Below are 12514 nucleotides of genomic sequence, written 5' to 3' on the forward strand. Positions count from 1 at the left end.
GTGGACAACTCTAGCGGGACCACGGACGCCGATTCCGCGACGGTCGCCCGGGGGCGCGGTCAGTGGTCGGCGTCCGCTGCTCCGGTGGAGGCGGTGGTGACGACGAGGCCTTCATCGTCACCGAAGAGGTGATGGGTCGAACCGGCGGACTGGGCGAGGATCTCTTCACGGCTGATCAGGTTGAACATTGTTCTCTCCTGTGTGGTTGCGGGACGTGGGCGCCGCTCCCGTGGGATATGCTGCGCGACAGACTGACAGTAAGTTTCCCGACAGTAACTGGTCGAGCGGAGCAGGGACCCCTCCCCCCCCCGGCGACAGTTGCACCAGTCCGATATCTGTCGACGTCACCGACATCTTCTCTGTCCCTGGATGTTGTTTCCACCGCAGAGAACACCACCCCCGCCCACTGTGACGGTGTCCACCCCGGCCCCGGCCCGTGTGATCTCAGACTCATATCCGTTCAGAAACAATGTGCCGCGGCGGGTCCGCCCGGACCGTCCGCCTCACCGCTAGACTGATCCGGGTGAGCGAGCACCGACAGCCAATCCCCGGGACATCCCCACGCGAATCCTCGGACCCCGCCGAACGGTGGTCCACCCTGGCCGCGGAGATCCGGCACCACCGTGACCTCTACTACTACCGGGAGCCGGTGATCACCGACGCCGAGTTCGACAACCTCATGCGCGAGCTCCAGGATCTCGAGGCACGCCACCCCGAGGCCGTCACCGGCCCCAGCCCGACCCAGGAGGTGGCCCAGCCACCGGTCAACTCACCGTTCCGCAATGTCGCGCACCGTGAGCGGATGCTCAGCCTCGACAACGTGTTCGACATCGCCGAGCTCCGCGAATGGCTGGAACGCACCCCGGCCGACACCTACCTCACAGAGCTGAAGATCGACGGCGCATCCATCGACCTGCTGTACATTGACGGCCGCCTGGACACCGCCCTCACCAGGGGTGACGGCGTCACAGGCGAGGACATCACCCATAACGCCCGTACCATCGGTGACATCCCGGACCAGCTCACCGGCACCGAGGATTTCCCGGTGCCCGCAGTGGTCGAGATCCGGGGGGAGGTCTTCATCACCGTCGAAGACTTCGCGACGATGAACGCCGACCGGCAGGCAGAGGGAAAGAAGATGTTCGCCAACCCCCGCAACGCCGCCGCCGGGGCGATGAGACAGAAGAACCCCGAAGAGACCGCCAGAAGACCCCTGCGCCTGATCTGCCACGGTATCGGTGCCAGGGAGGGATTCGACCCGGAGACCCAGCACGAGGCGTACCGGGCGATCGCCGCCTGGGGTCTTCCGGTCAGCCCCTACACCCGGCAGGTCCACTCCCCCGACGAGGTGGTCGACCGGGTCCGGTACTGGGGCGACCACCGGCATGACGCCGCCCATGAGATGGACGGGCTCGTGGTCAAGGTCGACTCCCTCCGGGAACAGGAACGGCTGGGTGCCACCAGCCGTGCACCCCGGTGGGCCATCGCCTACAAATATCCGCCCGAGGAGGCCATGACGACCGTGGAGTCCATCCGTGTCGGGATAGGACGTACCGGACGTGCCACCCCGTTCGCGGTGATGACACCGACCTACGTGGCCGGTTCCACGGTCTCGATGGCGACCCTCCACAACCCCACCGAAGCCCACCGTAAGGGTGTCAGGCTCGGCGACCGGGCGATGATCAGGAAGGCCGGGGAGGTGATCCCCGAGGTCCTGGGTCCTGTCGAGGAGGCACGGGACGGCTCCGAGCGCGAGTTCGTCTTCTCCTCACTGTGCCCCGAATGCGGCACCCCCCTCGCCCCCACCCGGGACGGGGACGCCGACTGGCGCTGCCCTGACACCCGGCACTGCCCGGGTCAGCTGCAGAACAGGGTGAACTACCTGGCCGGACGCGGTGCCTTCGACATCGACGCCCTCGGAGAGCGGGCCGCGCACGATCTCGTCGCCTCCGGCGTCCTCCCCGACGAAGGACGCCTGTTCTCCCTCACTCCGGAAGACCTGATGGGCACCGGCGCGTACACGACAAAGTCGGGGAAGCTCAACCGCGCAGGCGAACTGCTGCTGGAGAATCTCGAACAGGTCAGGCAGGTCGACCTGTGGAGGGTGATCACGGCGCTGTCGATCCGGCACGTCGGCCCGACCGCCGCGAAAGCCCTGGCTGCGACCCTCGGTTCCGTCCCCGCCATCGCTCAGGCCTCCGTCGGGGAGATGGCGGAGATCGACGGGGTCGGTCCGGTGATCGCCCAGTCAGTGAAGGACTGGTTCAGCGTCGACTGGCACCGGGAGATCGTGGACGCCTGGGCCGAGGCCGGGGTCCGCATGGAACAGCATGTCGACAAGTCCGACCTGCCCGAGCAGACCCTCGCCGGTGTCACCGTCGTCGTCACCGGATCGCTGACCGGGTACGACCGCACCTCGGCGAAGGAGGCGGTCGAGTCCCGGGGAGGGAAGGCTGCCGGATCAGTGTCGAAGAAGACCGACTTCCTCGTCGCCGGAGAGAAGGCCGGGTCCAAGCTGACGAAGGCGGAGGAGCTCGGAGTGCCGGTACTGGACGAGGCCGGCTTCGAGAAACTGCTGGAAGGGGGGCCTGAGGCGGTACGGTGACCGCACGGCACCAGGGTCCGGCGGTAGTATCGCGGCCATGTCCGTCGTGAAGATCAACGCCATCACCGTCCCCGCCGGAGCGGGCCCTGAACTCGAGAAGCGGTTCGCCCACCGTGCCCACACCGTCGAGAACTCTCCCGGATTCGAGGGCTTCCGGCTGCTCCGGCCCACCGCGGGCGAGGACCGCTACTTCGTCGTGACCACATGGGCCGACGAGGAGTCCTTCCAGGCCTGGTCGCAGGGACCTGCGAAGGCCGCGCACAGCGGGCCGCACTCGGGTGAGGGGAAGAAGCCGGTCGCCACCGGTGCCGAACTCCTGGAGTTCGAGGTCGTGGACCTCGACACGCTCGCCGCCGAGCGGTAGATACCACTCCGGACCACAGGTCCCGAATGTCGGTTCCGTTCGGTGCCGTTCAGTGCCGTTCAGTGCCGTTCAGTGCCGTTCAGTTCCGGTGGAGCAGAGCCGCAGCGCCCCGTACCGTGCGGGCCAGCTCTGCGGCTGCACCCGGGGTCATCACGTCCGTGCCCACAGCCACCAGGTCCACCTGCGGACGGGGTTGTGCCGTGTCGAAGGTCCACCTGCGCCAGGTCCCGATCACCTCGCGGGCGATGTCCGCGTCACTTCTTCCGGTCTGACCGGATCCCGGCGCGCAGATCCGCCATGCCACGGGAGTTCCCGCGTCAATGAGCCGGGCCACGTCGTCGTCCAGGTCGTCGACGACGACCGTCACCGCGCCGGTGGCCGCGAGCTCCGGGTAGGTGCACCCGGCGTCCAGCACCACCTGGCGGCCGGCGGACTCTGCGGAGCCCACGACCTGTCCGATGAACCGGTGTTCCACGTTCGCCGCGACGCCCCGGTCCACCGTCATGGTCTCGAATTCTGTGGCCCCCACCAGGGTTCCCGTGACCTCGGGGAACCGCCGTTCGTGGACGTGGACGACTGTCGCGCCCACGGCGTCGCAGAACTCGCGGACCCCCTCGCCGAGCGCCAGCGAGACGTCACGGAACGCGGGTCTGTCGAAACACAGCGGATGTCCGTGGTACTCCACGGTGGCCCCGAACGTCCAGGGACCGGTGACATGCACCATGATCCTGTCCACCCCTGCGAGCATCTCGGCGGCCACGTCGGCGAGCTCGTGGCGTCGTCCCAGGAATGACCGCATGTCCAGGGTGCGGCCGGGGGCGATCTCCCATCCCCTGGCGTGCGAGCGCAGGTACGGGCCGCCGACGGTGACTCCCATCGCGGCCGTCTCCATCACCAGACCTCCCTCCACCGTTGAGCGTGGCAGGCTCAGTGGAGGCAGGGTCCCCACATCCTCGTCGACATCCCTGGTGCGCCGTGACGCCGCGGCCACGGCCTCCCTCAGACCGTTGTGGGTGGTGCGCACATCCTCCCACCAGCCGAAAAGGCTCATGCCGCCCCGGCCCCGGTGTGCGCCACCTCGACCTCACCGGCCCACGGTGCAGTCGCCCGGATCGTCCCCGACCCGATGAGGATGTCACCTTCCGGATCGGGCAGGTACACCACCGCCGCCTGGCCCCGGGCCACTCCGCGCAGCGGTTCGTGCAGCTCCAGCTCCACCCGGGAGTCCGGACCGTCCGCTGCACCTCCGTGGAGCGTCGCCGTCGCGGGAACCACTCCCCCGTGGGCACGGACCTGGACGTCACACCTGAATGTCGTCCCGTGCCTGCGGGGGTCGAGCCTCTTGAGCCGGTCCGCGGTGATGTGCCCGACGCGGAGATCCTCACGACGCCCCACGGTGACGGTTCCGGTGGCGGCGTCAATGTCGGTGACGTACCGTGGCTGACCGTCCGTGGCGGGTCCGGGAAGACCGAGCCCCTTACGCTGGCCGATCGTGAACCCGTACACGCCGTCGTGCTCGGCGAGGGTCTCCCCTCCGACCGACTTCACCATGCCCGGGCGCATTCCGATCCGGCGTCCCAGGAAGGCCTGGGTGTTGCCGTCGGGGATGAAGCAGATGTCATGACTGTCCGGCTTCTTCGCCACTCCGAGGCCGAGCGCCGCCGCCTCTTCCCGGATCCGGGGCTTCCAGGTGTCCCCCACCGGAAACATGCAGTGCGCCAGCTGCTCGTCGTCGAGGACGCCGAGAACGTAGGACTGGTCCTTGTTGTCGTCGACCCCGCGGCGCATCACACCGTTGCTGAGCCTGGCGTAGTGTCCCGTGACCACCGCATCGAATCCGAGGGCGATGGAGCGGTCGAGCAGTGCCTCGAACTTGATCTTCTCGTTGCACCGCAGACAGGGGTTCGGGGTTTCGCCGATCTCGTAGGACTCCACGAAGTTGTCGATGACGTCGGCCTTGAACCGGTCGGAGAAGTCCCACACGTAGAAGGGGATGCCGAGGGCGTCGCAGACGCGGCGCGCATCGGCGGAGTCCTCCAGGGAACAACATCCCCTGGAACCTGCCCGCACCGCCTCGGGGGACTGCGACAACGCCAGATGGACGCCGATGACCTCATGACCCTCGGCCAGGGCGCGCGCCGCCGCCACCGACGAATCGACTCCCCCGCTCATCGCCGCAACAACCCGCATGGACGCCGTCATCCTCTCCCACGGGATTTCCCGTGCCATTCTTCCCGATCACCGGTCCCACCCTGCCCGGGGCCGGCCGTGCACAGCCCTTCAGCCTACACGCACGGCGTCAGGACGCCATCTCGCCTGCAGCTCAGTAGGCCATCCCCGCCGCCCGTGCCCGCTCCACCACAGCCGGCAGGAGTGCGCAGACTCTCTCGACGTCGGCGTCGGTCGTCGCCGGACCGGTGGTCAACCGCAGCGCACCCCGGGCCGTCCTGACCTCCACGCCCATCGCGGTGAGGACATGGGACGCCCGGTTGACCCCTGCCGAACAGGCTGACCCTGTGGACGCGTCAATGCCGGCGGAGTCCAGCAGCATGATCAGACTGTCGCCTTCGGCACCGGGGAAACTGACGTGCACATGGGAGGCCAGTGCACCCGGACCGTCCGCGGAGGGGTCGGTGTGGACCACCGCGCCGGGGATCCGGTGCACCACCTCCAGCAGTCGTCGCTGGTAGCCGGCCAGTCTGTTCTGCTCCGCCTCCATCTCCGCGACTGCGGCGGCCAGTGCCGCGGCCGCCGCCGCAGCACCCTGGGGGTTGACGGTCCCGGACCGGAGCTTGCGTTCCTGACCTCCCCCGCGCACGGGCGTGTCGATCACGGCGTCCCGGCGGGCGAGAAGCAGTCCCACCGACTTCGGACCGCCGAACTTGTGGGCACTCGCCGCAAGGGTGGAGACGCCCGTGCCGTGGAAGTCGACCGGCACGTGTCCGACGGCCTGCACGGCGTCCACGTGCACCGGAACCCCTGCGGCGACGGCAGGGCCGACGACCGCGGGAAGGTCGGTGACGTTGCCGGTCTCGTTGTTGACCCACATCGCCGTCACCAGTGCATCCCGGGACGGGTCCGGGTCGGTCACCGGCAGAGGCCGGCCCGTGGCGTCCACCGGTATGACTACGTGCTCGAACAGGGCCCCGCCGGGCACCGGGAGACCGCCGGTCAACCACGCCACCGACTCCCCCACCGCCGGATGCTCCACCGGTGAGGAACGGATTCTCCTGGCTCCTCTGGTCCGCAGGGCGCCGAAGGCCAGTCCCTGCACCGCGATATTGTCCGCCTCGGTTCCTGACCCGGTGAAAAGCACCTCGGCGCGGTCCGCACCGAGGAGTGAGGCGACCTGCTCCCTGGCGTCCTCGACGACTCTGCCGGCCTCCCTTCCGGAGGTGTACTGTCCGGCCGGATTGAGCAGGGCGGACGTCGCGGCCAGTGCCTCGGAGGCCTCCGGGCGCAACGGGGCTGACGCCGCATGGTCAAGGTACACGCGGCGGTTCATCGGTTCTCCTGGTGGGGCAGCGCCAGCAGGCGTCGGTCAAGTTCATGCATCTTCTCGGCGACCACAGTCGGGTCGACCCCTTTCCTGTAACGGCTGGCTGCGAGACTCCGCTGTGCGGCATTGAGAGACTCGCGTCTGATCTCGAGAGCCCGGCGGGCGGCCGCCTGCCGTCTTTCCCTGCGGATCCTGGCATGTTCGTCGGCGTCCTCGACGCCGTCGTCCCCGTCGTCGAGGGCGGAGGTGGACCGGATCACCTGGAGCCGCTCAGTGATCCGGGCAGCGGCCTCCGGTGAGATGCCCCCGGCGACCAGTTCGCGCTTGACCACGGCGAGCGCCGCACGGTGCGCCTCGTCGAGCGCCTCCTCCGTGGCGATGTCCTCCAGATCCCGGAGCCCGTAGTGCCGCCGCAGGTGCGAGGTGAGCCACGGCAGGGTGAGCCCGGGAATGACCATCGTGCACAGAAGGACGACGAAGGCGACGATCGTGAACTCGTCGCGCATCGGGAAATCCACGGGACTCAACGACAGGACGAGTGCGAACGTGACGAGCCCACGCATACCCGCCCATGTCATCAGCAGGACGTCGGTCCATCTCACCGGCGCACGGTAGGTGCCCTTCCGCTTCCGGTTCCGCAGGTACAGCGAACTCATCCATACCGCCCGGACAGCGACGAGGACCAGGGAGATCACCAGTCCCCAGATCACCGGGCGCAGGTGCTGGACCTCCTCGTCGAAGATCGACTCCCTCACATTCATCCCCATCAGGCCGAAAGCCAGGCCGGTGACGAGAAGTTCGGTGACCTCCCAGAAGGAGGACCCCGCCAGGCGGGCGTCGGCGGCCGTCGCATCCAGGCGGGAGCTGAACTCCACTGCGGCGACCACGACAGCGATGACACCGGAGACATGGATCTCCTCGCAGACCAGGTACACGATGAACGGCAGGACCCAGGTGAAGGCGTTGCCGGCCACAGGTGAGTCCAGCCATCCGACGAACCGGGCGGCGACCCTGCCCACCAGCCAGCCCAGGGCCACGGCGACGACCGCACTGTAGACGATGGTGCCGCCGGCCTCGAACCAGTGGATGTTGTCGTGGAACTCCGCCGCCGTCACCGCGGCGCTGAATATGACCAGGGACACGGCGTCGTTGAACAGTCCCTCGGACTGCAGCGTCCCGATGATCCGGCGGGGGATTCCCGCAGGCTCGGCCACGGCTTCGACCGCCACCGGGTCCGGCGGGGCGACGGCGGAGGCCAGGGCCAGGGCACCGACGATGGTCATGCCCGGGATCATCCACATCGCCACACCGGTCACCGCGGCCACGGTGACGATCACCAGCGTCACGGACAGGCTGAGGATCGAACGCCACTGGTCCCTGAACATGCCCCAGGAGGTCCGTCTGGCCAGTGCCCACAGCAGTGGCGGCAGGGCTAGCGGGAGGATCAGGTGGGGGTCGACGTCCACCGTGGGCATACCCGGGATGAACATCGCCGCCGTCGTGACCAGGAGAAGGAGCACCGGCCATGGCAGGCCCGCACGGTCACCGACACCCATGGTGATCACGGTGGCGAGCATGAGGGCGAGTACGACGATGAGTGTTGTCACAGGCCGGATCCTTGTTCAGCAGTCGGTGGGCGGGTCAGGGCAGGCGGGTCAGGGCAGGCGGGTCAGGGCAGGGAGAAACGGCGACAGGGCCCGTACCCTTCCGGGTACGGACCCTGTCGGTCCGGAGGTCTCGGACGGAATTCACCGTCCAGTCTAGTCCGCGCCACCTGTGCGGTTGTCACCGCACAGGCACCCGGACCGGTTCACTTCCGCTTGGCGAGCTCTTCGGTGGCCTGCGGGGCGACCTTGAACAGGTCACCCACGACGCCGAAGTCCGCGATCTCGAAGATCCCGGCCTCCTCGTCCTTGTTGACTGCGACGATGGTCTTGGAGGTCTGCATACCTGCCTTGTGCTGGATGGCACCGGAGATACCGAGCGCGATGTACAGGTTCGGTGAGACCGTCTTGCCGGTCTGCCCGACCTGGAACTTTCCGGGGTAGTAGTCAGCGTCGACGGCGGCGCGGGACGCACCCACCGCAGCTCCGAGAACGTCGGCCAGTGGCTCGACGACGTCGTGGAAGCCTTCGGCACCGGCGACACCGCGGCCACCGGAGACGACGATCTTCGCCTCGGTGAGTTCCGGACGGTCGGCCTTCTCTGCGGGGGCGAAGGAGGTGATCTTCACCGCGGTCGGACCGGGGGCCGGAAGTTCGACAGCCTGGACGGTGCCCGCGGCCGCCTGGTCGGCAGGGTCCACCGCGCCGGGGCGGAGGGTGAACACGGGTGAGGTCCCGCCTGCGGTGGATTCGACGATGTAGTCGCCGCCGAAGATCGAGCCGGTGGCGGTACGGTCCGCCCTGATGTCGATGACGTCGTAGAGGACGCCGGAGGCGACCCGGGCTCCGACGCGGCCGGCGACCTCGTTTCCGTTGGCACCGGCGGCGACGACGACGGGAACCTGCAGCGCTGCGGCGGCGGCGACGACGACGGGAACCTGCAGCGCTGCGGCGAGCCCGGCCAGGGCGTCCACCTGCGGGGTGACGACGTATTCCGCGGCGAAGTCCGCTTCTGCGGCGTACACGGTCTCCGCACCGGCCGCGGCCAGCGCCGGCTGCAGCTTCTCGGAGGTGCCCGGGGCACCGACGACGACGGCGCCGACGTCACCGAAGACGCGGGCGGCCGTGATGAGCTCCCGGGTGCTGTTCTTCAGCTCACCCTCGGAGTACTCGACGAGTACCAGGACATTGGTCATGGTTTCAGAATCCTTTCGGGATCAGTCTGTGTCAGAGGGTGAGGGTTAGACGAGCTTCCGGCTGACGAGGAACTCGACGAGCTTGATTCCGCCGTCCCCTTCGTCGGTGATGATCTCGCCGGCGGTCTTGGCGGGCTTGGGTGTCGAGGAGGTGACGCGGGTGGCGGCGGCGCCGAGTCCGACGTTCTCTGCGGCGACCCCGATGTCGGCGATGGAGACCTCACGGATGGTCTTCTTCTTGGCCGCCATGATGCCCTTGAAGTTCGGCACGCGCGGAGTGTTCGCCTTTTCGGTGACGGAGATGATGGCCGGGGTCGGTGCCTCGACGGTGAAGATGCCGTCCTCGGTGACTCTTTCGCCGGTGACCTTGCCGCCCTCGACGGTGAGGGAGCGCAGGTTGGTCACCGCGGGGATCTGCCGGTACTCGGACAGCAGTCCCGGTACGGCGCCTGCACCGCCGTCGGTGGAGGCGTTGCCGGCGATGACGAGCTCGATGTCGTCGACCAGGTTGAGAGCGTTCGACAGCGTCCAGGCGGTGCCCAGGGCGTCGGAGCCGGCGAGAGCGTCGTCAGTGACGAGGATGCCCTCGTCGGCGCCCAGGGAGAGTGCCTTACGCAGGGCCGAGGTGGCTCCTTCCGGGCCCATGCTCAGGACGACGATGTTGCGGGAGCCGTCGGCCTCCTTGAGCTTGAGAGCCGCTTCGACAGCGTTCTCGTTGATCTCGTCCAGGATCGCGTCCGCGTTCTCCCGGTCGAGGGTGAAGTCGTCATCGGTCAGCTTGCGCTCGGAGTAGGTGTCCGGCACCTGCTTGACCAGAACCACGATGTTCGACATTCGTTGGCCTTCCTGCTGTGGGTGCGATGTAATCGTCGGTCAGTCTACCCAGGTTCAACCGTGACACACCCCACATTGATCCAAAAATATCTCTATCTGGCGTGAGTTGTCCGCCCGACGCTTCCTGTGACCTGCACACTTGTTCGCCGTCACCGGGAAAATATGTGTTCAGTGCCACCCCCGGGGGTGATTTGTTTCCTGTGATGGACTCTCTGTTTCATGTGGTTACACGGCACAGGGCAGCCACCGGAGAGCGGCCTACCCGCGCGAGAACCACCGTGAACGCGGCGTCCCCACGCAACGCCCCGGCAGACCGCAGCTTCCTGCGCAACCGGTCAGGATCAACCTCCACCCCCCGCACGAGGATCTCCAGGGAACCGCACCCGCGGGCCTTCAGCACCGGCCCCAGCTTCTTCACCGGCACCGTCTCCAGTACCTCGAAGACCCGCTGACCCGGCATCATCGACCGCCTCACCGACCCGTCGAGACGGTCACCGCTGAGATACGCGATATGCGGGTCGATCCTCCACCAGCCCAGCCTGGCCGCGTACCGGCGCACCAGTCCCGCGCGCACCACCGCACCGTCCGGATCGAGAATGTACCTTCCCACCGGCCCCACCTCGACGGACTCCGGATCCTCCGAGGTCAGCTCACCGGTCTCCGACGCACCGACGACCACGGCACGACGCGCACAGGTCGCCAGACCGGGTGTGTACAGACAGACCTCCTTCACCCCCGGAACTCCGTGGACGCCGTGCCCTCCACCTGCGATGCCCACCACATCGACCTGTCCCTCCCACTCCGAGTAATCGATGCCCGGAGCACATTTCACCGCCAGTTCACATCCCCGTGAACGCCAGGCCCGCACCAGGTCAGGCAGAGGAGGGACAAGATTCTCCGGAGACAGGACACGCCCCCGCCCGGTACGGCGCGCCGGGTCCGCCACCACGACGTCACAGTCCAAGGCCGGGTCCACCGCATCGGCACGCACCAGCGGAACCCCCGGGACATTCAGCTGCGCCATCGCCAGACGCGCAGGATCCAGGTCAGCGCCGACCACCGTGCCGATGCCGTCCACCGTGGACAGTGACGCCAGTTCCGTGCCCACCGAACAGGTCACGTCCGCCACCACGGCACCCCTGGCGGTGCGTGCCAGATGTCGCGCACGCACCCGGGCCACCGCGACAGGCGTCGCCTGCTGCGCCGAATCGGTGCAGACCATCCAGTCCTCACGCGGTGAGCCGTCCGGCCCGTCCGGGATCTTCACCCCGCGCCGCGCCGCGCGCCGCGCCGTGACCAGTTCCACCACCGCCCGTGACAGTCCTGCAGGATCACCGCTGTCCGCCGTCAACCGACGCAGGAGCGTCAGGTCGGCCAGCCGGGAGGACGCCGAGAGCTCCAGTCCCGAGGCGACGGCCACCTCCTCCGGATGCGAGGACAGCCAGGCCACCTGCCCGCGGGTGAAGCTCACCGGAACGGGTTCGGAGGAAGATCCTCCGGGTCGACAGCGAACTTCATCCCCGGTGCGAAGACCCGCTCCGGATACCCGTACATCCTGGTCTCCATGAGGTAGTACTCCGCCATGTACGGCAGATCCACCGGCTCCCTCACCACCGGGTCCACGGTCAGCTGTGCGGCGAAGTCCATGATCTCGGCGACACTGCGGAACGTGTCCAGCATCTTCAGCTGTGACCAGGTCGGAGGCATGAGATTGATCTTCCGGTTGCGCCAGCCGTCGAGCAGCGTCCCCGGCCTGAACCATCCTGTCGAGGTGGCCTCGCGGGTGTCACCGTGGGCGGCCTGCCCCTCCGGCATGGAGGCGACGAAGAATGCCGTGTCATACCTGATGGGTTGTTCGGGCGGGGTCACCCAGTTGGCCCAGGGGCGAAGCAGGTCCCCCCGGAGCACCAGACCGTGCCGGTCCATGAACTCGGTGAAGGCGAGACGGTGGTTCTCCAGGTCGGCGCGGAAAGGCAGGTACTCCGAGGTATCGGCCACCACGGTGCCGTCCTCCCTGCCGGCGAGCAGGGTACCGGTCTCCTCGAAAGTCTCCCTCACCGCGGCGCAGACCAGTGCCTGGGCCATTTGGGGCGTCGTCCGCAGACGTTCCGCCCACCACCGGGTGGACGGCCCCTGCCAGCCGATCTCCGGAGACCTGACCCCGTCACCGTCGACGTCGCCGGGCATGTCACGGGAATCCACGCCCCCGCCGGGGAAGACCGTCATCTCGGCACAGAATCTCATGGTGCTGGCCCGCTCCTGGACGTACACCTCAGGCCCGCTGAGAGTGTCCCGCAGCAGCATCACGGTCGAGGCACGACGGGGTTCGACCGGCGCCGACCCGGCCGTGGCCCCGTGGTTCTCCGGAGTCTCCCCGCCGGGCGCGGTGCTGTGTGTGTGACTGTCGGACAT

General features: G+C 68.0%; 11 protein-coding genes. 2 read left to right on the forward strand and 9 right to left on the reverse strand.

Annotated elements, in window-relative coordinates; genetic code table 11:
• Positions 1-59 precede the first annotated feature (59 nt).
• Complete coding sequence (locus BN3906_RS14925; protein ID WP_261796798.1) at positions 60-188, reverse strand: hypothetical protein; 129 nt, start codon at positions 186-188, stop codon at positions 60-62.
• A gap of 281 nt (positions 189-469) precedes the next feature.
• Between BN3906_RS14925 and ligA the strand changes: the two genes are divergently transcribed.
• On the forward strand, positions 470-2605 hold the full coding sequence (gene ligA / locus BN3906_RS01155; RefSeq protein WP_078057020.1) for an NAD-dependent DNA ligase LigA: 2136 nt from the start codon (positions 470-472) through the stop codon (positions 2603-2605).
• Between the two features lie 37 nt (positions 2606-2642).
• On the forward strand, positions 2643-2969 hold the full coding sequence (locus tag BN3906_RS01160) for an antibiotic biosynthesis monooxygenase family protein (RefSeq protein ID WP_066583093.1): 327 nt from the start codon (positions 2643-2645) through the stop codon (positions 2967-2969).
• A gap of 79 nt (positions 2970-3048) precedes the next feature.
• Here BN3906_RS01160 and BN3906_RS01165 read toward each other — a convergent pair whose 3' ends face one another.
• From BN3906_RS01165 to BN3906_RS01200, 8 genes are all read right to left on the reverse strand, one after another.
• The gene (locus BN3906_RS01165; protein WP_066583094.1) at positions 3049-4020 is read right to left on the reverse strand and encodes a hypothetical protein; all 972 of its coding nucleotides are present in this window, start codon (positions 4018-4020) and stop codon (positions 3049-3051) included.
• Positions 4017-5159 (reverse strand): tRNA 2-thiouridine(34) synthase MnmA, encoded by a 1143-nt coding sequence (gene mnmA / locus BN3906_RS01170; RefSeq protein WP_066585742.1) that lies wholly within the window; start codon positions 5157-5159, stop codon positions 4017-4019. The genes BN3906_RS01165 and mnmA overlap by 4 nt, the downstream gene beginning before the upstream one ends.
• Positions 5160-5292: 133 nt before the next feature.
• Complete coding sequence (locus BN3906_RS01175) at positions 5293-6474, reverse strand: cysteine desulfurase family protein (RefSeq protein ID WP_066583101.1); 1182 nt, start codon at positions 6472-6474, stop codon at positions 5293-5295.
• On the reverse strand, positions 6471-8075 hold the full coding sequence (locus BN3906_RS01180; RefSeq protein WP_066583103.1) for a cation:proton antiporter: 1605 nt from the start codon (positions 8073-8075) through the stop codon (positions 6471-6473). The genes BN3906_RS01175 and BN3906_RS01180 overlap by 4 nt, the downstream gene beginning before the upstream one ends.
• A 203-nt stretch (positions 8076-8278) precedes the next feature.
• Positions 8279-9268, reverse strand: coding sequence for an electron transfer flavoprotein subunit alpha/FixB family protein (locus tag BN3906_RS01185; RefSeq protein ID WP_066583106.1), 990 nt, complete (start codon positions 9266-9268; stop codon positions 8279-8281).
• 45 nt (positions 9269-9313) lie between these two features.
• Complete coding sequence (locus BN3906_RS01190) at positions 9314-10102, reverse strand: electron transfer flavoprotein subunit beta/FixA family protein (protein ID WP_066583108.1); 789 nt, start codon at positions 10100-10102, stop codon at positions 9314-9316.
• Between the two features lie 217 nt (positions 10103-10319).
• Positions 10320-11573, reverse strand: a complete 1254-nt coding sequence (locus BN3906_RS01195) for a class I SAM-dependent methyltransferase (RefSeq protein WP_066583110.1) — start codon at positions 11571-11573, stop codon at positions 10320-10322.
• Positions 11570-12514, reverse strand: coding sequence for an NUDIX hydrolase (locus BN3906_RS01200; RefSeq protein ID WP_390620310.1), 945 nt, complete (start codon positions 12512-12514; stop codon positions 11570-11572). Before BN3906_RS01200 ends, BN3906_RS01195 begins: the two co-directional genes overlap by 4 nt.

The organism is Corynebacterium provencense (assembly GCA_900049755.1).
Classification (GTDB): Bacteria; Actinomycetota; Actinomycetes; order Mycobacteriales; family Mycobacteriaceae; genus Corynebacterium; species Corynebacterium neomassiliense.

What these genes read in the sequence shown, in the direction of transcription:
- BN3906_RS01200 (WP_390620310.1), bottom strand. Translation starts at nt 12,514, where the DNA reads ATGTCCGACAGTCACACACACAGCACCGCGCCCGGCGGGGAGACTCCG.
- BN3906_RS01175 (WP_066583101.1), bottom strand. Translation starts at nt 6,474, where the DNA reads ATGAACCGCCGCGTGTACCTTGACCATGCGGCGTCAGCCCCGTTGCGC.
- BN3906_RS01160 (WP_066583093.1), top strand. Translation starts at nt 2,643, where the DNA reads ATGTCCGTCGTGAAGATCAACGCCATCACCGTCCCCGCCGGAGCGGGC.
- BN3906_RS01190 (WP_066583108.1), bottom strand. Translation starts at nt 10,102, where the DNA reads ATGTCGAACATCGTGGTTCTGGTCAAGCAGGTGCCGGACACCTACTCC.
- BN3906_RS01165 (WP_066583094.1), bottom strand. Translation starts at nt 4,020, where the DNA reads ATGAGCCTTTTCGGCTGGTGGGAGGATGTGCGCACCACCCACAACGGT.
- mnmA (WP_066585742.1), bottom strand. Translation starts at nt 5,159, where the DNA reads ATGCGGGTTGTTGCGGCGATGAGCGGGGGAGTCGATTCGTCGGTGGCG.
- ligA (WP_078057020.1), top strand. Translation starts at nt 470, where the DNA reads ATGTGCCGCGGCGGGTCCGCCCGGACCGTCCGCCTCACCGCTAGACTG.
- BN3906_RS14925 (WP_261796798.1), bottom strand. Translation starts at nt 188, where the DNA reads ATGTTCAACCTGATCAGCCGTGAAGAGATCCTCGCCCAGTCCGCCGGT.
- BN3906_RS01185 (WP_066583106.1), bottom strand. Translation starts at nt 9,268, where the DNA reads ATGACCAATGTCCTGGTACTCGTCGAGTACTCCGAGGGTGAGCTGAAG.